Below are 21,524 nucleotides of genomic sequence, written 5' to 3'. Positions count from 1 at the left end.
GAGGATTCGAACAAGACCATCGGCGAGGACGCCATCCGCGAGCTGATGGCCCAGGTCGACGCCTACATCCCGACGCCGGTTCGTCCGCTGGACAAGCCGTTCCTGATGCCGATCGAGGACGTGTTCTCGATCTCGGGCCGCGGCACGGTGGTGACCGGCCGCGTCGAGCGCGGCGTGGTCAAGGTCGGCGAGGAACTGGAGATCGTCGGCATCCGCCCGACCACCAAGACGACCTGCACGGGCGTGGAAATGTTCCGCAAGCTGCTCGACCAGGGCCAGGCTGGCGACAACATCGGCGCGCTGCTGCGCGGCGTCGACCGTGAAGGCGTCGAGCGCGGCCAGGTTCTGGCCAAGCCGGGTTCTGTGAAGCCGCACAAGAAGTTCGTGGCCGAAGCCTACATCCTGACCAAGGACGAGGGCGGCCGTCACACGCCGTTCTTCACCAACTACCGTCCGCAGTTCTACTTCCGCACGACGGACGTGACGGGCATCGTGACGCTGCCGGCCGGCACCGAGATGGTGATGCCTGGCGACAACATCACCGTCGATGTCGAGCTGATCGTGCCGATCGCGATGGAAGAGAAGCTGCGCTTCGCCATCCGTGAAGGCGGCCGCACCGTCGGTGCAGGCATCGTCGTCACCATCAAGGAATAATCGATCCGGCTGTTGCCGGTTCGACAAGGAAAGGGCGGTCTTCGGGCCGCCCTTTTTCGCTTTGGAAGCAGTATCGGGCTGGCAAGCGCAATTCTGTTGCAAGCATCGTCGCCGCAACTAGTATGGGTTGCACCCCAGAGGCTTGCCTGACGTGGTTTCCGCATTCGGTTCAAAGATCATACGGTGCTGGCGCGGAATGGTCCAACTGGGGTTGGCCGCGGCCATAGCACTGGCCGCCTTCGGCGCCGCCGCAAAGGAAGATCCGCCGGACTACGGTCCGACGATGCGCTTCGTCGTGGTGAGGAGCAGCGCGACGGGCTGCGAGCCGAATTGCCCGGAATGGATTTCCGCCGAAGGCACGATCGAGGCCGGCACGCCGGCGCTGTTCAGGCGCTTGCTGAAGACGCTCGGCGGGAGGCAACTGCCGATCGTCGTCAATTCTCCCGGCGGCAATGTCGATGCCGCGCTCCAGCTTGGCCGCATGATCCGCAAGAACAGGCTCGATATCGCGGTCGGCATCACGGAGTTTTCCGGCTGCTCGCCGGGGATGAAGAACTGCCGGGGCAACGACGCCAGGCAACAGCCCTATTCCGGCGTCGCTTACGACAGCGGCGCGATGTGCAATTCGGCCTGTCCGCTGATGTTTGCCGGCGGCACCCGCCGCGTCGTCGGCGAATGGGCCTATCTCGGTGTCCACCAGATCACCACCACCTTCCGGCGTGAGCGGCTGCTCTACCGCACGACCTATCGGGTCGTGAACGGCAAGAGGAAGATCATCAGCACCAGGATCGTCAGCCGCAAGAATGCCGGCAGCTACAAGACCTATGAGATGAGCAAGGCGGTCGAGAAGCGGCTGTCGGCCTATCTGAAGGAGATGGGCGTCGAGCAGGGCGTGCTGGATGTGATGAAGGCGACGCCCGCCACCGATATCCGGCAGATCGAGCCCGACGACATGCTCGGGATGAAGCTCGTCACCAGCCTGGATTCGCTCGATCTGTTGACCGAAAAGACCATGTGCCGGCGCAATCCCGTTCCGGTGAACTGCCGCGAGGTGCCGTCGAACGCCAGGCCGGCCGAGGTCGCGAAGGTCGAAGCCGCGCCTTTGCCCGCTGCTCCGGGCTCAGCGCCCGGGCCGCAGGTCCAGGACCAGGAGATGCGCTTCGTTGTCGTTCGCGGCAGCAACCCGCTCTGCAATCCCGATTGTCCGGAATGGATTTCGGCGGAAGGCACGATCGCCACGGGCACCGCCAGCAAGCTTCGCCAGCTGCTCGACACGATCGGCGGGCGCAGGTTGCCGATGGTCGTCAACTCGCCAGGTGGCGATGTGCAGGCAGCGCTTGCCGCAGGTCGCCTGATCCGCGAGCGCGGGTTGGATGTCGCGGTAGCCCGAACGGACTTTCTCGATTGCGAGCCGGGCAAGGCGGGTTGCGAACCGACCGAAGGCCTCTACAGCGGCCTCACCATCGATGCAGGCGCCCAATGCGACGCCGCCTGCGCGGTGATGATTGCCGGCGGCATCAGGCGCCTTGTCGGCGCCGATGCGCATTTTTTGGTGCATTCCATGGGCATGGAAGAGAAGGTCAGGGCGTATCTCGACGAGATGGCGATCGGCTCGGGCTTTTTCGCCGCCATGCAGTCGGCACAGTTTGCCAAGCACAGGGAACTCAGCCAAGGCGAACTGCGCGAATTCGGGCTCACGACCGGACCGCAATCGGTTGATGCGCTGACCGGGGCGACCATCTGCAAATCATCGCCGAAACCGGACAATTGCCGGGTGCTGCCGGCCGCCAATGCCGAAGCCGAGGCGCCAGCGAAACTTTAGAGCAATTCCAGGGAAAGTGTTTGCGGCTTCCCGCGCGGAATTGCGTAGACAAGGAGAGAGCCCGCACTGGCCATCGAGGCAGGTTGAGGCGGGCAGGGCGGCGCCGCTATCCTCCTCGCGCGATTTGCAGAACGGAGGATCGGCGATGAGCGCGGAAATCCCGACTTTGTACGAATGGGCCGGAGGCAGCGAGGCGCTCAACAGGCTGACACGCACCTTCTACGACAAGGTGGCCGTGGATCTGATCGTCGGCCCCGTGTTCAAGACCATGTCGCCGGACCATCCGGCTCACGTCGCCGCCTTCATCGGCGAGGTCTTCGGCGGGCCGAAGACTTATAGCGAGGAGTTTGGCGGTCACCGCGAGATGGTGATGCACCATCTCGGCAAGCACCTGACCGAGGAGCAGCGGCGGCGCTGGATCAATCTTCTCGCCGACGCCGCGGATGAGGTCGGCCTGCCGGACGACCCCGAGTTTCGCTCCGCTTTCATGGGTTATGTCGAGTGGGGATCGCGGCTGGCGAAGATGAACTCGAATCTGGGCGAGACCTGCGACCCCGAGACGGAGCCGATGCCGGCCTGGGGCTGGGGCGTGCCGGGCGGGCCATACAAGCCGCCGGCCGGAAAGTCGTAGGCCCAGGCACGTTTTCCGGGAACGCAATCCGTTGCCGACGGAAATGCGATCGAGAAATCCGCCAAAGCTTTGAAAACGGCAGGTCAGTGGTCTTTACAGAGAGCCCGGAAGCTTTTAGGAAGCGCCTGCGCCGAACAAGCGCATGCACGGGCATAGCTCAGTTGGTAGAGCGGCGGTCTCCAAAACCGCAGGTCGTAGGTTCGAGCCCTGCTGCCCGTGCCATCTTTCCCAAGTGGCAAAAACGAAGCCTCGCGGTTGAAAATCGGCTGGTGGCTTGCCATATGGCGGGAATTGAGGCATAAGCCCCGCATAGCCGGGACGGGACGACTGGATGGTTCCGAGGCGGCGTCAGGACATAAAGCGGACCCTTGCCACTTGCGTGGATTAAGAATCGGTTTTATGTAGACAAGACAGACACGCGACGCGTGGAGCTGGGAAGCCGGCTTTACGCGTCTGATTTGCGTGGGTGAAATGGAGCGCTGATTCGGCGCGGCATGGAGCCTAGGCGGCACGTCCCGGCCAGCGGGATCATCCAGGAGGCCCGGCCAACGGGTCTTGAAAACAGGCGGCACATGGCTTCGAAAACCACTAATCCCTTCACCTTTCTCCAGCAGGTTCGCGCGGAGACGGCAAAGGTGACATGGCCTTCGCGGCGCGAAACCATAATCTCGACCGTGATGGTCCTGGTGTTCGCGGTGATCGCGATGCTCTTCTTCTTCGCAGCCGACATTCTGATGGGCTATGCGATCGAGTGGATCCTGGGTCTCGGGCATTAATTCGGCGGTTTACGGAGAGGTCGGGAAATGACTGCGCGCTGGTATATCGTCCACGCCTATTCGAACTTCGAGAAGAAGGTCGCCGAGGACATTGAGAACAAGGCCAAGCAAAAGGGCCTGGCCGGCGAGATCGAGCAGATCGTGGTGCCGACCGAGAAGGTCGTCGAGATCCGCCGTGGCCGCAAGGTCGATGCAGAGCGCAAGTTCTTCCCGGGCTATGTGCTCCTGAAGGCCAACCTGACGGACGCCGTGTTCTCGCTGGTCAAGAACACGCCGAAGGTCACCGGCTTCCTGGGCGATTCGAAGCCCGTGCCGATCACCGAGACCGAGGCGCAGCGCATCCTGAACCAGGTCCAGGAAGGCGTCGAGCGGCCGAAGCCTTCGGTCACCTTCGAGATCGGCGAGGCGATCCGCGTCTCGGACGGTCCGTTCGCGTCTTTCAACGGCGTCGTCCAGGAAGTGGACGAGGAGCGGGCCCGCCTCAAGGTGGAAGTTTCGATCTTCGGGCGCGCCGTGCCCGTCGATCTGGAATTCGGACAGGTCGAAAAGGGCTGATCCGAAATCCCTTTGCCGAAAAGCGAAGGGTGGCGGCGTGAGAGAACGCCCCGCATGAACGGGTGGGAGGCGAAGGCGGCATAGCCGGCTGCTGGAACCGCACCACCGAACTGCAACCGCCGGCGTTCCCGAGAATGGGGTCGGCATGAGAAAAGGCAGGAATAGAGATGGCTAAGAAAGTTGCAGGCCAGCTCAAGCTCCAGGTTGCCGCGGGCTCGGCCACGCCGTCGCCCCCGATCGGCCCGGCGCTTGGTCAGCGCGGCATCAACATCATGGAATTCTGCAAGGCGTTCAACGCGCAGACCCAGGAGCTCGAGAAGGGATCGCCGATCCCGGTCGTCATCACCTACTACCAGGACAAGTCGTTCACCTTCGTCATGAAGACGCCGCCGGTGAGCTACTTCCTGAAGAAGGCAGCCAACCTGAAGTCGGGCTCCAAGGAGCCGGGCAAGACCAAGGTCGGCACGATCAGCCGCGACAAGGTGCGCGCGATCGCCGAGCAGAAGATGAAGGACCTGAACGCAAACGACGTCGAGGCGGCCATGCGCATGGTCGAGGGCTCCGCCCGCTCGATGGGCCTGGAAGTGGTGGGCTAAGATCATGGCAAAGATTGCAAAGCGTGTTGCTGCGAGTCGCGAAGGCATCGATCCGAACAAGGCTTATGCGCTCTCCGAGGCGCTGCAGCTGCTCAAGGACCGGTCCAAGGTGAAGTTCGACGAGACCGTCGAGGTCTCGATGAATCTCGGGGTCGATCCGCGCCATGCCGACCAGATGGTCCGCGGCGTGGTCAACCTGCCGAACGGCACCGGCCGCTCGGTGCGCGTCGCGGTGTTCGCCCGTGGCGACAAGGCTGAGGAAGCCAAGGCCGCCGGCGCCGATATCGTTGGCGCCGAGGACCTGGTCGATATCGTCCAGAAGGGCACGATCGATTTCGATCGCTGCATCGCCACCCCGGACATGATGCCGCTGGTCGGCCGTCTGGGTAAGGTGCTCGGCCCGCGCGGCATGATGCCGAACCCGAAGGTCGGCACCGTGACCACCGATGTCGCCGCGGCCGTCAAGGCTTCGAAGGGCGGCGCCGTCGAGTTCCGCGTCGAGAAGGCCGGCATCGTCCAGGCCGGCGTCGGCAAAGTCTCGTTCGACGTCAAGGCGCTGGAAGAGAATGTGCGCGCGTTCGCCGATGCGGTGAACAAGGCCAAGCCGGCTGGCGCCAAGGGCAACTACGTCAAGAAGGTGTCGGTCACCTCGACGATGGGCCCGGGCCTCAAGCTCGACATCGCGACGCTCGCCGCGTCGTAAGTGTCGTCCGGTCGGCCTTGAGCTGACCGTAATAAGAATTCCGGACCGCCGATCCGTCGGCGGCCCGGTAACCCGGGAGCCGAAAGGTTTCCGGATATCCTGTCCGAGATTGCAGGCGGCCCAACAGCCTTAATTCATGTGGGCCTGCATGAGACGGGTGAAGACCCGACAAAGGAGCAACTGCTCCAATGAAAGGTTCGAACCGTGTTTGCCTTTTGTCAGCGCATCGCCGGCTTTGCCGTCGGTGTGGCGAAAGGGGGCAGGATCCTCGAGCGTCGTTCGGGAGATCCATTTTTGGATGGCCCGGCCGGCAAAAGGCAACCCGACTTCTGACCTCGAAAATGAGGCAGTGGTCAACTGGAGATAGGCAGTGGACAGAGCGGAAAAGCGCGAACTCGTCACGGGCCTGAATGATGCGTTCTCGAACGCGGGTTCAGTCGTCGTGGCCCACTACGCCGGTATCACCGTGGCGCAAATGAACGACCTTCGGTCGAAGATGCGCGCCGCCGGCGGCACCGTCAAAGTCGCGAAGAACCGTCTCGCCAAGATCGCTCTTCAGGGCACGGACTCCGCATCGATCATCGATCTGTTCAAGGGACAGACGCTGGTCGCTTATTCGGAGGATCCGATTGCGGCGCCGAAGGTCGCGTCCGAATTCGCCAAGGGGAATGACAAGCTGGTCATTCTCGGCGGCGCGATGGGCTCGACCTCGCTCAACGCCGATGGTGTCAAGGCACTCGCCACGATGCCGTCGCTCGACGAGCTGCGCGCCAAGCTGGTTGGCATGATCGCCACGCCGGCAACCCGGATCGCCCAGATCGTCAATGCGCCCGCGGCTTCGGTCGCGCGTGTCATTGGCGCTTACGCCCGGAAGGACGAGGCGGCATGAGGCCGTTCCTCGCTGTCAACAACACACGTTCGAACCAATTGAAGGAATATGCAAATGGCTGATCTCGCGAAGATCGTAGACGACCTTTCGAGCCTGACCGTCCTCGAGGCGGCTGAGCTGTCGAAGCTCCTGGAAGAGAAGTGGGGCGTTTCGGCCGCCGCTCCGGTGGCTGTTGCCGCCGCCGCTGGTGGTGCTGCCGCCGCCGCTGCTCCGGCTGAAGAGAAGACGGAATTCGACGTCGTTCTCGCCGATGCCGGCGCCCAGAAGATCAACGTCATCAAGGAAGTCCGCGCCATCACCGGCCTTGGCCTCAAGGAAGCCAAGGACCTGGTCGAAGCGGCTCCGAAGCCGGTCAAGGAAGGCGTTTCCAAGGCCGACGCCGACAAGTTCAAGGCTCAGCTGGAAGCAGCTGGCGCCAAGGTCGAGCTGAAGTAACAGGCGAGGGCGGACGGTCTCGCGCCGTCCGCCCCCTCCCTTGGACTGGGGAGGCTTTGTTGCGCGAGGCGTTTGAAAACCTCTTTCCTGAGGGCCGAAAAGCGGCCTTCCGGAAACGGGTTTTCTCCCGTTTTTGCCGGCTGCCGCCAAGCTGTTGGCAGTGCAGGCCGGAAAACAGATAAGGGCAGCCGCCGAGGCGGCCCGTTGGTGCAAGGCGAGCCGCGGCGAGGTTCGTCCCGAGTTTAGAGCTAAGGAGCGACGATGGCCCAGACCCAGACTTTCAATGGCCGCAGACGCGTACGCAAGTTCTTCGGAAAGATCCCGGAAGTTGCGGAGATGCCGAACCTCATCGAGGTTCAGAAGGCATCCTATGACCAGTTCCTGATGGTGGACGAGCCCAAGGGCGGCCGTCCGGACGAAGGGCTGCAGGCCGTTTTCAAGTCGGTCTTCCCGATCTCCGACTTTTCCGGCTCCTCCATGCTGGAGTTCGTGAAGTACGAGTTCGAGGCACCGAAATTCGACGTTGACGAGTGCCGTCAGCGCGACCTGACCTATGCCGCGCCGCTGAAGGTGACGCTGCGCCTCATCGTGTTCGATATCGACGAGGATACCGGCGCGAAGTCGATCAAGGACATCAAGGAGCAGGACGTCTACATGGGCGATATGCCGCTCATGACGTCGAACGGCACCTTTATCGTCAACGGCACCGAGCGCGTCATCGTCTCGCAGATGCACCGCTCGCCGGGCGTCTTCTTCGACCATGACAAGGGCAAGTCGCACTCGTCGGGCAAGCTTCTGTTTGCCGCGCGCGTCATCCCCTATCGCGGCTCGTGGCTCGACATCGAGTTCGATAGCAAGGACGTCGTGCACGCCCGCATCGACCGCCGCCGTAAGATCCCGGTGACGTCGCTGTTGATGGCGCTCGGCATGGACGGCGAGGAGATCCTCTCGACCTTCTACAACAAGATTACCTACAAGCGCTCCGGCGACCACTGGCGCATTCCGTTCAACGTCGAGCGGTTCCGCGGCCTCAAGGCCGTTGGCGACCTGGTCGATGCCGACACGGGCGAGGTTGTTGTCGAGGCCGGCAAGAAGATCACCGCCCGCCAGGCCCGCCAGCTCGGCGAGAAGGGTCTCAAGGCCATCAAGGCGACCGACGAGGACCTGCTCGGCAACTACCTTGCCGAGGACATCGTCAACTACGCCACCGGCGAGATCTTCCTCGAAGCCGGCGACGAGATCGACGACAAGACGCTGAAGGTGCTGCTCGGCACCGGCGAGGACGAGATCCAGATCCTGGACATCGACCACGTCAATGTCGGCGCCTACATCCGCAACACGCTGGCCGTCGACAAGAACGAGAGCCGCCAGGACGCGCTGTTCGACATCTACCGCGTCATGCGTCCGGGCGAGCCGCCGACGCTTGAGACCGCCGAAGCCATGTTCAACTCGCTGTTCTTCGACAGCGAGCGCTATGACCTGTCGGCCGTCGGCCGCGTCAAGATGAACATGCGCCTCGAGCTCAAGGCTGAGGACACCGTGCGCGTGCTGCGCAAGGAAGACATCCTGGCCGTGGTCAAGACGCTGGTGGAACTGCGCGACGGCAAGGGCGAGATCGACGACATCGACAATCTCGGCAACCGCCGCGTGCGCTCGGTCGGCGAGCTCATGGAGAACCAGTACCGCGTCGGCCTGCTGCGCATGGAGCGCGCGATCAAGGAACGCATGTCCTCGATCGAGATCGACACGGTCATGCCGCAGGACCTGATCAACGCCAAGCCGGCGGCCGCCGCCGTGCGCGAGTTCTTCGGTTCCTCGCAGCTGTCGCAGTTCATGGACCAGACCAACCCGCTGTCGGAGATCACCCACAAGCGTCGTCTCTCGGCGCTTGGACCGGGCGGTCTGACTCGCGAGCGCGCCGGCTTCGAGGTGCGCGACGTGCACCCGACGCATTACGGCCGCATCTGCCCGATCGAGACGCCGGAAGGCCCGAATATCGGTCTGATCAACTCGCTGGCCACTTTCGCGCGCGTCAACAAGTACGGCTTCATCGAAAGCCCGTACCGCAAGATCGTGAACGGCAAGCTGACCAACGAGGTTGTCTACCTGTCGGCGATGGAAGAGGCCAAGCACTATGTCGCGCAGGCCAACGCCGAGCTCGACAAGAACGGCAGCTTCGTCGACGAGTTCGTCATTTGCCGTAACGCCGGCGAAGTGATGATGGCGCCGCGCGAGAACGTCGACCTGATGGACGTCTCGCCGAAGCAGATGGTGTCGGTCGCGGCAGCGCTCATCCCGTTCCTCGAGAACGACGACGCCAACCGCGCGCTGATGGGCTCGAACATGCAGCGTCAGGCCGTGCCGCTGGTGCGCGCCGAGGCGCCGTTCGTCGGCACCGGCATGGAGCCGGTCGTCGCCCGTGACTCGGGCGCCGCCATCGGCGCCCGCCGCGGCGGCGTGGTCGACCAAGTCGACGCGACCCGTATCGTCATCCGCGCCACGGAAGACCTCGATCCCGGCAAGTCGGGCGTCGACATCTACCGGCTGATGAAGTTCCAGCGTTCGAACCAGAACACCTGCATCAACCAGCGTCCGCTGGTGCGCATGGGCGACCGCGTCAACAAGGGCGACATCATCGCCGACGGTCCGTCGACCGAGCTCGGCGATCTGGCGCTCGGCCGCAACGTGCTGGTCGCGTTCATGCCGTGGAACGGCTACAACTATGAGGACTCGATCCTGCTCTCCGAGCGCATCGTGGCCGACGACGTCTTCACCTCGATCCACATCGAGGAGTTCGAGGTCATGGCGCGCGACACCAAGCTCGGGCCGGAGGAAATCACGCGCGACATTCCGAACGTTTCGGAGGAGGCGCTGAAGAACCTCGACGAGGCAGGCATCGTCTATATCGGCGCCGAGGTGCAGCCGGGTGATATCCTGGTCGGCAAGATCACGCCGAAGGGCGAAAGCCCGATGACGCCGGAAGAAAAGCTTCTGCGCGCCATCTTCGGCGAAAAGGCCTCGGACGTCCGCGACACCTCCATGCGCATGCCTCCGGGCACCTTCGGCACGGTCGTCGAAGTGCGCGTGTTCAACCGCCACGGCGTGGAGAAGGACGAGCGCGCGATGGCGATCGAGCGCGAGGAGATCGAGCGTCTGGCCAAGGACCGCGACGACGAACAGGCGATCCTCGACCGCAACGTCTATGCGCGTCTTTCCGACATGCTGGTCGGCAAGGAAGCGATTGCCGGACCGAAGGGCTTCAAGAAGGGCTCGAAGCTGTCGAAGGACACGCTCGACGAGTATCCGCGTTCGCAGTGGTGGCAGTTCGCCGTGGAGAACGAGAAGCTCCAGGGCGAGCTCGAGGCTCTGCGCGGCCAGTACGACGAGTCCAAGAAGGCGCTCGAGCAGCGCTTCATGGACAAGGTCGAGAAGGTGCAGCGCGGCGACGAAATGCCTCCGGGCGTCATGAAGATGGTCAAGGTCTTCGTGGCGGTGAAGCGCAAGATGCAGCCTGGCGACAAGATGGCCGGCCGTCACGGCAACAAGGGTGTCGTGTCGCGCATCGTTCCGGTCGAGGACATGCCATTCCTCGAGGACGGCACGCATGCCGATATCGTGCTCAACCCGCTGGGTGTGCCGAGCCGCATGAATGTCGGCCAGATCCTGGAAACGCATCTGGGCTGGGCTTGCGCAGGCATGGGCAGGAAGATCGGCGAGCTGATCGACGCGTATAAGGGCGGCGGCGACATCAAGCCGCTGCGCAAGACGCTGGAAAGCTTCATGCCGGCCAACGACCGCAACGAGCCGATCCGCGAATATGACGACGAGAGCATCGTTCGCCTGAGCGAGCAGATGCGCCGCGGCGTCTCCATCGCGACACCGGTGTTCGACGGCGCGCATGAGGTCGACATCAACACCATGCTGGAGCAGGCGGGCCTGCACACCAGCGGTCAGTCGCAGCTCTATGACGGCCGCACCGGCGAGCCGTTCGATCGCAAGGTGACGATGGGCTATATCTATATGCTCAAGCTGCACCACCTGGTGGACGACAAGATCCACGCGCGTTCAATCGGTCCGTACTCGCTCGTCACCCAGCAGCCGCTGGGCGGCAAGGCGCAGTTCGGCGGCCAGCGCTTCGGCGAGATGGAGGTCTGGGCGCTCGAAGCCTACGGCGCCGCCTACACGCTGCAGGAGATGCTGACGGTGAAGTCGGACGACGTGGCCGGCCGCACCAAGGTCTACGAAGCGATCGTGCGCGGCGACGACACGTTCGAGGCAGGCATTCCGGAGAGCTTCAACGTTCTCGTCAAGGAAATGCGCTCGCTCGGCCTCAACGTGGAGCTGGAGAACACCCAGGTCGAAGAGACCCCGACGCGTCTGCCCGACGCAGCCGAATGAAGCCTATGGCGCGCCGTGTTAGGACGCGGCGCGCCCCTCAAATTTCTCGGCCGGTTGACCGGCCAGTCTGCGGACATTTCGTCCGCGATCGATTGAAGGGGTTATCGAGGACCCCGAAAAGGAGAACGGCATGAACCAAGAGGTCATGAATCTCTTCAACCCGCAGGCGCCTGCGCAGGTGTTCGATTCCATCCGGATCTCGCTTGCCAGCCCAGAGAAGATTCTGTCCTGGTCGTTCGGCGAGATCAAGAAGCCGGAGACCATCAACTACCGCACCTTCAAGCCGGAGCGTGACGGCCTGTTCTGCGCGCGCATTTTTGGCCCGATCAAGGACTACGAATGCCTGTGCGGCAAGTACAAGCGCATGAAGTACAAGGGCGTCATCTGCGAAAAGTGCGGCGTCGAAGTCACGCTGTCGCGCGTTCGCCGCGAGCGCATGGGCCATATCGAGCTCGCCGCGCCCGTCGCCCATATCTGGTTCCTGAAGTCGCTGCCCTCGCGCATCGGCACGCTGCTCGACATGACCCTCAAGGACATCGAGCGCGTGCTCTACTTCGAGAACTACATCGTCACCGAGCCGGGCCTCACCGCGCTGAAGGAGAACCAGCTCCTCAGCGAGGAAGAGTACATGCTCGCCGTCGACGAGTATGGCGAGGATTCTTTCACCGCCATGATCGGCGCCGAGGCCATTCATGACCTCCTGGCCGGCATGGACCTGGAGAAGATCGCCGGCGACCTGCGTTCGGAGCTGGCTTCGACCACGTCCGAGCTGAAGCAGAAGAAGTATCTGAAGCGGCTCAAGGTCGTGGAAAACTTCATGGAATCCGGCAACCGTCCGGAATGGATGATCATGAAGGTGGTTCCGGTGATCCCGCCGGACCTGCGCCCGCTCGTCCCGCTGGACGGCGGCCGCTTCGCCACGTCGGACCTGAACGATCTCTATCGCCGCGTCATCAACCGCAACAACCGCCTGAAGCGGCTGATCGAGCTGCGTGCGCCCGGCATCATCGTGCGCAATGAGAAGCGCATGCTGCAGGAAGCCGTCGACGCACTGTTCGACAACGGCCGTCGCGGCCGCGTCATCACCGGCGCCAACAAGCGTCCGCTGAAGTCGCTGTCCGACATGCTCAAGGGCAAGCAGGGCCGATTCCGCCAGAACCTGCTCGGCAAGCGCGTCGACTATTCCGGCCGTTCGGTCATCGTGACCGGTCCAGAGCTGAAGCTGCATCAGTGCGGTCTGCCGAAGAAGATGGCGCTCGAGTTGTTCAAGCCCTTCATCTACGCCCGCCTCGACGCCAAGGGTTTCTCCTCGACCGTCAAGCAGGCGAAGAAGCTGGTCGAGAAGGAGCGTCCGGAGGTTTGGGATATCCTCGACGAGGTCATCCGCGAGCATCCGGTGCTGTTGAACCGCGCGCCGACGCTGCACCGCCTCGGCATCCAGGCGTTCGAGCCGACCCTGATCGAAGGCAAGGCGATCCAGCTGCATCCGCTGGTCTGCACCGCCTTCAACGCGGACTTCGACGGTGACCAGATGGCGGTCCACGTGCCGCTGTCGCTGGAAGCGCAGCTCGAAGCCCGCGTGCTGATGATGTCGACCAACAACATCCTGCACCCGGCCTCCGGCGCGCCGATCATCGTGCCGTCGCAGGACATGGTTCTCGGTCTCTACTATCTCTCGATCGTCAACCAGAACGAGCCGGGCGAAGGCATGGTGTTTGCCGACATGGGCGAGCTCCAGCATGCGCTGGAGACCAAGGCCGTGACGCTGCACGCCAAGATCAAGGGCCGCTTCCGCACGGTCGACGCAGAAGGCAATGTCGTGTCGAAGATCTACGACACCACGCCCGGCCGCATGATCATCGGCGAGCTTCTGCCGAAGAACGTCAACGTGCCGTATGAGACCGCCAACCAGGAGATGACCAAGAAGAACATCTCCAAGATGATCGACACCGTCTACCGCCACTGCGGTCAGAAGGAGACGGTCATCTTCTGCGACCGCATCATGGCGCTCGGCTTTGCCCATGCCTGCCGTGCCGGCATTTCGTTCGGCAAGGACGACATGCTGATCCCGGATACCAAACTGAAGCTGGTCTCCGAGACCGAGGCTTTGGCCAAGGAATACGAGCAGCAGTACAATGACGGCCTGATCACGCAGGGCGAGAAATACAACAAGGTCGTCGACGCCTGGGCCAAGTGCTCGGAAAAGGTCGCCGACGAGATGATGGCGCGCATCAAGGCGGTGGAATTCGAGGACAACGGCCGTCAGAAGCCGATGAACTCGATCTACATGATGTCGCATTCGGGTGCGCGTGGTTCGCCCACCCAGATGCGGCAGCTCGCCGGCATGCGCGGCCTGATGGCCAAGCCGTCGGGTGAAATCATCGAGACGCCGATCATCTCGAACTTCAAGGAAGGCCTCACTGTGCTCGAGTACTTCAACTCGACCCACGGCGCCCGCAAGGGTCTGGCCGACACCGCCTTGAAGACGGCGAACTCGGGCTACCTCACCCGCCGTCTCGTCGACGTGGCGCAGGACTGCATCGTCAACTCCGTGGATTGCGGCACCGACAAGGGCCTCACCATGCAGCCGATCGTCGATGCCGGCCAGATCGTCGCTTCGGTCGGCCAGCGCGTGCTGGGCCGCACGGCGCTCGACGACATCAACCACCCGGTCACCGGCGATCTGCTGGTCAAGGCCGGCAAGCTGATGGACGAGCGCGATGTGGAGCAGATCGAAAAGGCCGGCGTGCAGTCGGTCCGCATCCGTTCGGCGCTGACCTGCGAGGTCAGGACCGGCGTGTGCGCCGTCTGCTACGGTCGCGACCTGGCCCGCGGTACCCCCGTCAACCAGGGCGAGGCCGTCGGCGTCATCGCGGCGCAGTCGATCGGCGAGCCGGGCACCCAGCTCACAATGCGTACCTTCCACATGGGCGGCACGGCGCAGGTGGTGGATTCCTCGTTCCTTGAAGCCTCCTATGAGGGCAAGGTGCAGATCCGCAACCGCAACGTGGTGCGCAACTCGGAAGGCCAGCAGATGGTCATGGGCCGCAACATGGCGGTGCTCATCCTCGATGAGACCGGCAAGGAGCGCGCCACGCACCGCGTCGCCTATGGTTCGCGCATCTTCGTGGACGATGGCGACAAGGTGAAGCGCGGCCAGCGTATCGCCGAGTGGGATCCCTATACCCGCCCGATCCTCACCGAAATCGAGGGCAGGGTGGCGTTCGAGGACCTGGTCGACGGCATCTCCGTTCAGGAAACGGCCGACGAGTCGACCGGCATCACCAAGCGTGAGGTCATCGACTGGCGTTCGACGCCGCGCGGCAGCGACCTGAAGCCGGCGATCGTCATCCAGGACGCCAAGGGCAAGGTCGGCAAGCTGTCGAAGGGCGGCGATGCGCGCTTCCTGCTCTCGGTCGAGGCCATCCTCTCGGTGGAGCCGGGCGCCCATGTGAAGCCTGGCGACGTGCTGGCGCGCATCCCGATGGAAAGCGCCAAGACCAAGGACATCACCGGTGGTCTGCCGCGCGTGGCCGAACTGTTCGAGGCTCGCCGTCCGAAGGATCACGCCATCATCGCCGAGATCGATGGCACGATCCGCTTCGGCCGCGACTACAAGAACAAGCGCCGCATCATCATCGAGCCGCATGACTCGACGCTGGAGCCGGTGGAGTACCTCATCCCGAAGGGCAAGCCGTTCCATCTCCAGGACGGCGACGTCATCGAGAAGGGCGACTACATCCTCGACGGCAACCCGGCGCCGCACGACATCCTGGCGATCAAGGGCGTGGAGGCGCTGGCCTCCTACCTCGTCAACGAGATCCAGGAGGTCTACCGACTGCAGGGCGTGTCGATCAACGACAAGCACATCGAGGTGATCGTTCGCCAGATGCTGCAGAAGGTCGAGATCACCACGCAGGGCGACTCGACCTACATCCCGGGCGACCATGTCGACGTGATTGAGCTGGAAGAGGTCAACGAGCGCCTGATCGAGGACGGCAAGAAGCCGGCCGAAGGTCAGCCGGTGCTCTTGGGCATCACCAAGGCCTCGCTGCAGACGCCGTCCTTCATCTCGGCCGCCTCCTTCCAGGAGACGACCAGGGTGCTCACCGAGGCTGCGGTTGCCGGCAAGACCGACATGCTGCAGGGCCTGAAGGAAAACGTCATCGTCGGCCGTCTGATCCCGGCCGGCACCGGCGGCACGATGAGCCAGATCAGGCGCATCGCCACCTCGCGCGACGAGCTCATCATCGACGAGCGCCGCAAGGCCTCCGGTGTCGAGGTCGCCGACCCGATGCTGACCGACATGGTCAACGCCGCGCAGTGAGCGGCATGATTGAGAAACGGAGAAAAGGGGCCCACGTGGGCCCCTTTTTGCATTCAGAGCATGATCCCGAACCGAAGGTCAGCGCAGCAAAAAGTGGGTACCGGTTTTCGGGAAAGATCATGCCCGAAGAAGGAAACCAGACCGGGATGATGGATCTACGAGCCGTCATCCCGATCAAACTTCACGAAAGAGGAAGGGCTATGAGCAACAAGACATGGACAGCTGTTGACGACTATATCGTTTCATCGCTTTTCGAAGCGGACCCCGTGCTGGACGCCGTGCTTAAGGCCAACCGCGACCAGGGTCTTCCAGCCATCGATGTCTCGGCCGCGCAAGGCAAATTGCTGTCGCTGCTGGTTCGCATCCGCGGCGCGAAGACCGTGCTGGAGGTCGGCACGCTCGGCGGCTATTCCACCATCTGGATGGCGAGGGGACTGCCGGCGGACGGCAAGGTGGTGACGCTGGAGCTCGATCCGCACCACGCCAGGGTCGCGCGCTCGAATTTCGAGCGGGCAGGGGTTTCCGGCAAAATCGACCTGCGGGTCGGCCCGGCGCTGCAGTCGCTCGCCGCGCTGGTTGACGAAAATGCCGGGCCATTCGACCTGATTTTCATCGACGCCGATAAGCCCAACAACCCGAATTATCTCGACTGGGCGATGAAGCTGTCGCGTCCGGGCACGGTCATCGTCTGCGACAACGTAATCCGCGACGGCGCGGTCGTGCAAAAGAACAGCGGCGACGTCAATGTCGAAGGCGCCCGCGCCGCGTTCTCGTTCATCGGCGGCGAGAAGCGACTGGACGGCACCGCCATCCAGACAGTCGGCGCCAAGGGCTATGACGGCTTTGCGATTGCGATCGTAGAATAGGGCTCTCGCTCGCCTCGGCGCTTTGCCGCTGACTCAGTCGAAGAACGCCTCGACCATATTGCGCTTGCCCAGCATGAAGGCGTCGGCCACGTGCTGCAGCGGCGCGAGGTCGACATCGGAAATCCCGGCGCGAATGATGTCGGCGAAGCGCTTGTAGAGCATCGGATATTCGGCTTCCGGCTCATCACGGATGACCTTGCCGTCAACCGCGAGCTTGGCGCCGCCCCCCGACAGCACCATCTTGCCTTTGTCGCTGTCGGCGACAATGTCCCAGCTCTGCGGGCCGGTCTGCAGCCAGTCGAGTTCCATCGTCACCGGCAGGCCGTTCGAGGTGCGGAAGGCGACATGCGCCGCGACCGGCGCCGCGCGGTTCTCCGGAAAATCGAGCTCGGCCGAGGTGATGAACATCGGCGGCAGGATATGCGTGGCGATCGACAGCGCGTTGATGCCCGGATCGAAGACGCCAAAACCGCCTGGCTCCCAGATCCATTCCTGGTTCGGATGCCAGCGCCGCACGTCTTCCTTCCAGTTGATGGCAGCGGAAGTGAGCTTGGCCGAACCTAGGAAGCCACGCGCGGCTTCGACCGCCGGCGCATAGCGCGAATGCCAGCTGGCAAAGAGCGAGACGCCATTCTTTGCGGCAAGCGCCTTGAGATACTCGACCTCGCTCACCGTTGCGCCCGGCGGCTTTTCGAGGAACACATGTTTCTTCGCCTCCAGCGCGGTGCGCGCGGCATCGTAGCGGAACTGCGGCGGCATGCAGAGCGAGACCGCGTCGAGACCGGGTTCAGCCGCAAGCATCGCCTCGATCGTCGGATAGTTTGGGATGCCGTCGACCTTGCCATGGCGGCTGGCCGCGGCGGCAAGCTCGTAATCGCGGTCCTTGGCGACCGCAGGCAAATGCTGGTCGCGCACGATCTTGCCCACGCCGACGATGCCGAGCTTGATGGGATTGCTGGTCATGGAAACTCCGAAGGGAAGAGTGGCTGGCTTTAGATTGTTGGGAATGGTCGGGGAGGACGTGGTGCCGCCGGCTATATCAGAACGGCTCGTCAAAGGTGACGATCGAGACCTCGCCTTCCAGCGCGCCCTGATAGGCCGACAGATGCGGTTCCTCGTCGGGCTCGCCCTCCATGTCGCCGATCCGATCGAGCTCGGCCTCGGCGAATCCCTCGGCGGCAAGCGATTCGAGCGCGCGGCGCACGGCAGAATCATCGTCGGGCGCCACCAGCATCACATGCACGCCCTCGGGCTTGCCGCCCTTCTTGCGCCAGACTCGTCCGGTGATGATGGTAACCGGCCGTTCTTCATTGTCGTTCACGGGCTGATTCCTCGTTTTCCGGCGCAAAGTCCGGTTGAAGCCGCCTTTTGGCACGAAGCCAGTGCGGAAGACAGCCGCAAGCCGGTCACTTTCTTCCTCGCTCTTGAAAAAAGGCGCAATAAAATTACATGCGTTTTGCGCATGGCTGCCAAGCCTCGAATTGACCGCAATATTTGCCGTTGCGGGGTTGACGGGCAATGGCCTTACGAGTAGAAGCCGCGACGTCAGAACCGATGTGAGACCAGCCTTTCCGAGGCGACACGCTTTGGAGTTTGTCTCAAACAGGGTTCGTTTTACGAGCGAAAAGACATTTCCGGCGCGCATGAAGCGGCTTCCGCTTCCTCTGCAATTTGTTCGGGCAGGACCGCGAGACGCGGTGTGTTGCCCGAATTCGCGTATGGAAATGACGCTTTGAGCGGCCCTGACAGGGCAGACACGGAATTGAGAGACAAGAGGGTTTAATGCCTACCGTCAACCAGCTGATCCGCAAGCCGCGCCTGGCGCCGGTGAAGCGAAACAAGGTCCCGGCCATGCAGCAGAACCCGCAGAAGCGGGGCGTCTGCACGCGCGTCTACACCACGACGCCGAAGAAGCCGAACTCGGCGCTGCGCAAGGTGGCCAAGATTCGCCTGACCAACGGTTTTGAAGTGATCGGCTACATCCCCGGCGAAGGCCACAACCTTCAGGAACACTCGGTGGTCATGATCCGCGGCGGTCGCGTCAAGGATTTGCCGGGCGTCCGCTACCACATCATCCGCGGCGTGCTCGACACGCAGGGTGTGAAGAACCGCAAGCAGCGTCGTTCGAAATACGGCGCCAAGCGTCCGAAGTAAGGGTTTCCCATGTCCCGTCGTCACAGTGCAGAAAAGCGTGAGATCAATCCGGATCCCAAGTTCGGCGATCTGATCGTCACCAAGTTCATGAACGCCGTCATGTATGACGGCAAGAAGTCGGTTGCCGAGACCATCGTCTATGGCGCGCTGGACCAGGTCCAGGCCAAGACCAAGCAGGAGCCGGTCACTGTCTTCCATCAGGCGCTCGACAATGTCGCGCCGCATGTGGAAGTCCGCTCGCGTCGCGTCGGCGGCGCCACCTACCAGGTTCCGGTCGACGTGCGCCCCGAGCGCCGCCAGGCGCTTGCCATTCGCTGGCTGATCGCCGCAGCCCGCAACCGCAACGAGACCACCATGGTCGACCGCCTCTCGGGCGAGCTGATGGACGCGGCCAACAACCGCGGCACGGCCGTCAAGAAGCGTGAAGACACCCACAAGATGGCGGAAGCCAACCGCGCCTTCGCGCATTACCGCTGGTAACGCGAAAGAGACTGAGAGGCACTTCCCATGGCCCGCGAATACAAGATCGAAGACTACCGCAATTTCGGTATCATGGCGCATATCGACGCCGGCAAGACGACGACGACCGAGCGCGTCCTGTACTACACGGGCAAGTCGCACAAGATCGGCGAAGTCCATGACGGCGCTGCCACCATGGACTGGATGGAGCAGGAGCAGGAACGCGGCATCACCATCACGTCGGCCGCGACCACGACCTTCTGGAAGGGTCGTGACGGCAAGATGCGCCGCTTCAACATCATCGACACCCCCGGACACGTCGACTTCACCATCGAGGTCGAGCGTTCGCTGCGCGTGCTCGACGGCGCCATCGCGCTGCTCGATGCCAACGCCGGCGTGGAGCCGCAGACCGAGACCGTCTGGCGCCAGGCCGACAAGTACCACGTGCCGCGCATGATCTTCTGCAACAAGATGGACAAGATCGGTGCCGACTTCTACCGGTCGGTGGAGATGATCGGTTCGCGCCTCGGCGCTCAGGCCGTCGTCATGCAACTGCCGATCGGCGCCGAGACCGAGTTCAAGGGCGTCGTCGACCTCGTCGAGATGAACGCGCTGGTTTGGCGCGATGAGACCCTCGGCGCCGCCTGGGACGTCGTCGAGATCCCGGCCGACCTCAAGGAGAAGGCCGCTCAGTACCGCGAGAAGATGATCGAAGCCGCGGTCGAGATGGACGAGACCGCGCTCGAGAACTACCTCGAAGGCAACATGCCGTCGAACGACGAGATCCGCGCGCTGATCCGCAAGGGTACCATCGCGGTCAAGTTCTTCCCGATGTTCTGCGGCTCGGCCTTCAAGAACAAGGGCGTGCAGCCGCTGCTCGACGCCGTCGTCGAATACCTGCCGTCGCCGATCGACGTGCCGGCCATCAAGGGCGTCGATGCCAAGACCGACGCCGAGATCGAGCGTCACGCCGACGACAACGAGCCGCTGTCGATGCTGGCGTTCAAGATCATGAACGACCCGTTCGTCGGTTCGCTGACCTTTGCCCGCATCTATTCGGGCAAGCTCACCAAGGGCACCTCGCTCGACAACACCGTGAAGGGCAAGAAGGAGCGCATCGGCCGCATGCTGCAGATGCATGCGAACTCGCGCGCCGACATCGAGGAAGCCTATGCCGGCGACATCGTTGCGCTGGCCGGCCTCAAGGACACGACCACCGGCGACACGCTCTGCGATCCGCTGCACCCGGTCATCCTCGAGCGCATGGAATTCCCCGATCCGGTCATCCAGATCGCCATCGAGCCGAAGACCAAGAACGACCAGGAAAAGATGGGCCTCGCGCTGCATCGCCTGGCGGCCGAGGATCCGTCCTTCCGCGTCAAGACCGACGAGGAATCGGGCCAGACCATCATCGCCGGCATGGGCGAGCTGCATCTCGACATCATCGTCGACCGCATGCGCCGCGAGTTCAAGGTGGAAGCCAATGTCGGCGCGCCGCAGGTGGCTTATCGCGAGACGATCACCCGCACGCACGAGCAGGACTACACGCATAAAAAGCAGACCGGCGGTACCGGCCAGTTCGCCCGCGTCAAGATCCTGTTCGAGCCGAACACCGAGAGCGAAGAGTTCGTGTTCGAGTCCAAGATCGTCGGCGGTGCGGTTCCGAAGGAATACATCCCGGGCGTCGAGAAGGGCATCAACAGCGTCATGGGCTCCGGCCCGTTCGCCGGCTTCCCGATGATCGGCGTCAAGGCGACCCTCATCGACGGCGCCTTCCACGACGTCGACTCCTCGGTGCTGGCGTTCGAAATCGCCTCCCGCGCCTGCTTCAAGGAAGCCGCTCCGCGCCTCGGCGTGCAGCTGCTGGAGCCGATCATGAAGGTCGAGGTCGTGACGCCCGAAGACTATGTCGGCGGCGTCATCGGCGATCTCAACGGCCGTCGTGGCCAGATCCAGGGCCAGGAAGCGCGCGGCGTTGCCGTCGTCATCAACGCGATGGTGCCGCTGGCGAACATGTTCAAGTACGTCGACAATCTGCGTTCGATGTCGCAGGGCCGCGCCCAGTACACGATGCAGTTCGACCACTACGAGCCGGTTCCGACCGCGGTCGCCCAGGAAGTTCAGAAGAAATACGCGTAACTCGAGCGGGTTGCACGCCACCTTAATTCAAGGCCCGCACGGGCAGGCAGGAATGGAGAGATCACATGGCAAAAGGTAAATTCGAGCGCACCAAGCCGCATGTGAACATTGGCACGATCG

The 21,524-nt window shown here is 63.1% G+C and carries 17 protein-coding genes and 1 tRNA gene; 16 read left to right on the top strand and 2 right to left on the bottom strand.

The window, feature by feature from the left end; translation table 11 throughout:
* The 13 genes from E5X34_RS31510 to E5X34_RS31450 form a co-directional block, all read left to right on the top strand.
* On the top strand, positions 1 to 654 hold a 654-nt coding region (locus tag E5X34_RS31510; RefSeq protein WP_292572982.1), incomplete at its 5' end, for an EF-Tu/IF-2/RF-3 family GTPase.
* A 196-nt stretch (positions 655 to 850) separates the two neighbouring features.
* On the top strand, positions 851 to 2,476 hold the full coding sequence (locus tag E5X34_RS31505) for a hypothetical protein (protein ID WP_292572979.1): 1,626 nt from the start codon (positions 851 to 853) through the stop codon (positions 2,474 to 2,476).
* Positions 2,477 to 2,621: 145 nt separating this feature from the next.
* Positions 2,622 to 3,107, top strand: coding sequence for a group II truncated hemoglobin (locus E5X34_RS31500; RefSeq protein ID WP_292572977.1), 486 nt, complete (start codon positions 2,622 to 2,624; stop codon positions 3,105 to 3,107).
* Between the two features lie 146 nt (positions 3,108 to 3,253).
* Positions 3,254 to 3,329 (top strand) — tRNA-Trp (locus E5X34_RS31495).
* Between the two features lie 350 nt (positions 3,330 to 3,679).
* Entirely contained in the window at positions 3,680 to 3,883 is a 204-nt protein-coding gene (gene secE, locus E5X34_RS31490) for a preprotein translocase subunit SecE (protein WP_292572975.1), read from the top strand.
* A gap of 27 nt (positions 3,884 to 3,910) precedes the next feature.
* Entirely contained in the window at positions 3,911 to 4,438 is a 528-nt protein-coding gene (gene nusG, locus E5X34_RS31485) for a transcription termination/antitermination protein NusG (RefSeq protein ID WP_095818149.1), read from the top strand.
* A 167-nt stretch (positions 4,439 to 4,605) separates the two neighbouring features.
* A complete protein-coding gene (gene rplK, locus E5X34_RS31480) occupies positions 4,606 to 5,034 on the top strand; it encodes a 50S ribosomal protein L11 (RefSeq protein WP_042642146.1) in 429 nt (142 codons plus the stop codon).
* A gap of 4 nt (positions 5,035 to 5,038) precedes the next feature.
* Positions 5,039 to 5,737: a 50S ribosomal protein L1 gene (gene rplA, locus E5X34_RS31475; protein ID WP_042642148.1), complete on the top strand. Its 699-nt coding sequence runs from the start codon at positions 5,039 to 5,041 to the stop codon at positions 5,735 to 5,737.
* A gap of 370 nt (positions 5,738 to 6,107) precedes the next feature.
* Positions 6,108 to 6,626: a 50S ribosomal protein L10 gene (rplJ, locus tag E5X34_RS31470; RefSeq protein WP_127868901.1), complete on the top strand. Its 519-nt coding sequence runs from the start codon at positions 6,108 to 6,110 to the stop codon at positions 6,624 to 6,626.
* Positions 6,627 to 6,680: 54 nt separating this feature from the next.
* Complete coding sequence (rplL, locus tag E5X34_RS31465) at positions 6,681 to 7,061, top strand: 50S ribosomal protein L7/L12 (protein WP_042642152.1); 381 nt, start codon at positions 6,681 to 6,683, stop codon at positions 7,059 to 7,061.
* A 261-nt stretch (positions 7,062 to 7,322) separates the two neighbouring features.
* Positions 7,323 to 11,459, top strand: coding sequence for a DNA-directed RNA polymerase subunit beta (gene rpoB / locus E5X34_RS31460; RefSeq protein ID WP_292081341.1), 4,137 nt, complete (start codon positions 7,323 to 7,325; stop codon positions 11,457 to 11,459).
* 130 nt (positions 11,460 to 11,589) lie between these two features.
* The gene (rpoC, locus tag E5X34_RS31455) at positions 11,590 to 15,786 is read left to right on the top strand and encodes a DNA-directed RNA polymerase subunit beta' (protein WP_042642156.1); all 4,197 of its coding nucleotides are present in this window, start codon (positions 11,590 to 11,592) and stop codon (positions 15,784 to 15,786) included.
* A 200-nt stretch (positions 15,787 to 15,986) separates the two neighbouring features.
* The gene (locus E5X34_RS31450) at positions 15,987 to 16,652 is read left to right on the top strand and encodes an O-methyltransferase (protein WP_292572972.1); all 666 of its coding nucleotides are present in this window, start codon (positions 15,987 to 15,989) and stop codon (positions 16,650 to 16,652) included.
* Positions 16,653 to 16,685: 33 nt separating this feature from the next.
* Here the strand turns inward: E5X34_RS31450 and E5X34_RS31445 are convergent, their stop codons facing one another.
* Positions 16,686 to 17,615: a Gfo/Idh/MocA family oxidoreductase gene (locus E5X34_RS31445; protein ID WP_292572969.1), complete on the bottom strand. Its 930-nt coding sequence runs from the start codon at positions 17,613 to 17,615 to the stop codon at positions 16,686 to 16,688.
* 76 nt (positions 17,616 to 17,691) lie between these two features.
* Positions 17,692 to 17,973, bottom strand: a complete 282-nt coding sequence (locus E5X34_RS31440; RefSeq protein ID WP_292572967.1) for a transcriptional regulator — start codon at positions 17,971 to 17,973, stop codon at positions 17,692 to 17,694.
* 461 nt (positions 17,974 to 18,434) lie between these two features.
* On the opposite strand from E5X34_RS31440, the gene rpsL reads away from it, so the two are divergent.
* Genes rpsL through fusA form a run of 3 tightly spaced genes read left to right on the top strand, consistent with a single transcriptional unit; the run spans position 18,435 to position 21,404 of the window.
* Positions 18,435 to 18,806, top strand: coding sequence for a 30S ribosomal protein S12 (gene rpsL, locus E5X34_RS31435; RefSeq protein WP_006202128.1), 372 nt, complete (start codon positions 18,435 to 18,437; stop codon positions 18,804 to 18,806).
* A gap of 9 nt (positions 18,807 to 18,815) precedes the next feature.
* Positions 18,816 to 19,286, top strand: a complete 471-nt coding sequence (rpsG, locus tag E5X34_RS31430) for a 30S ribosomal protein S7 (protein ID WP_027170372.1) — start codon at positions 18,816 to 18,818, stop codon at positions 19,284 to 19,286.
* Between the two features lie 27 nt (positions 19,287 to 19,313).
* Positions 19,314 to 21,404, top strand: coding sequence for an elongation factor G (gene fusA / locus E5X34_RS31425; protein ID WP_042642166.1), 2,091 nt, complete (start codon positions 19,314 to 19,316; stop codon positions 21,402 to 21,404).
* Positions 21,405 to 21,524: the final 120 nt, after the last annotated feature.

The organism is Mesorhizobium sp., from assembly GCF_004963255.1.
In the GTDB taxonomy this organism is placed as follows: Bacteria; Pseudomonadota; Alphaproteobacteria; order Rhizobiales; family Rhizobiaceae; genus Mesorhizobium.
The sequence above is the reverse complement of the archived record's forward strand: the minus strand, read 5'-3'. Positions and strand labels throughout refer to the sequence as shown.

Bases quoted from the DNA above. Each gene is read 5' to 3' on its own strand.
- fusA (WP_042642166.1), top strand. From the start codon at position 19,314: ATGGCCCGCGAATACAAGATCGAAGACTACCGCAATTTCGGTATCATG.
- secE (WP_292572975.1), top strand. From the start codon at position 3,680: ATGGCTTCGAAAACCACTAATCCCTTCACCTTTCTCCAGCAGGTTCGC.
- E5X34_RS31445 (WP_292572969.1), bottom strand. From the start codon at position 17,615: ATGACCAGCAATCCCATCAAGCTCGGCATCGTCGGCGTGGGCAAGATC.
- rpoC (WP_042642156.1), top strand. From the start codon at position 11,590: ATGAACCAAGAGGTCATGAATCTCTTCAACCCGCAGGCGCCTGCGCAG.
- rpsG (WP_027170372.1), top strand. From the start codon at position 18,816: ATGTCCCGTCGTCACAGTGCAGAAAAGCGTGAGATCAATCCGGATCCC.
- rpoB (WP_292081341.1), top strand. From the start codon at position 7,323: ATGGCCCAGACCCAGACTTTCAATGGCCGCAGACGCGTACGCAAGTTC.
- rplL (WP_042642152.1), top strand. From the start codon at position 6,681: ATGGCTGATCTCGCGAAGATCGTAGACGACCTTTCGAGCCTGACCGTC.
- rplA (WP_042642148.1), top strand. From the start codon at position 5,039: ATGGCAAAGATTGCAAAGCGTGTTGCTGCGAGTCGCGAAGGCATCGAT.
- E5X34_RS31500 (WP_292572977.1), top strand. From the start codon at position 2,622: ATGAGCGCGGAAATCCCGACTTTGTACGAATGGGCCGGAGGCAGCGAG.
- E5X34_RS31505 (WP_292572979.1), top strand. From the start codon at position 851: ATGGTCCAACTGGGGTTGGCCGCGGCCATAGCACTGGCCGCCTTCGGC.
- rplK (WP_042642146.1), top strand. From the start codon at position 4,606: ATGGCTAAGAAAGTTGCAGGCCAGCTCAAGCTCCAGGTTGCCGCGGGC.
- nusG (WP_095818149.1), top strand. From the start codon at position 3,911: ATGACTGCGCGCTGGTATATCGTCCACGCCTATTCGAACTTCGAGAAG.
- E5X34_RS31450 (WP_292572972.1), top strand. From the start codon at position 15,987: ATGAGCAACAAGACATGGACAGCTGTTGACGACTATATCGTTTCATCG.
- rpsL (WP_006202128.1), top strand. From the start codon at position 18,435: ATGCCTACCGTCAACCAGCTGATCCGCAAGCCGCGCCTGGCGCCGGTG.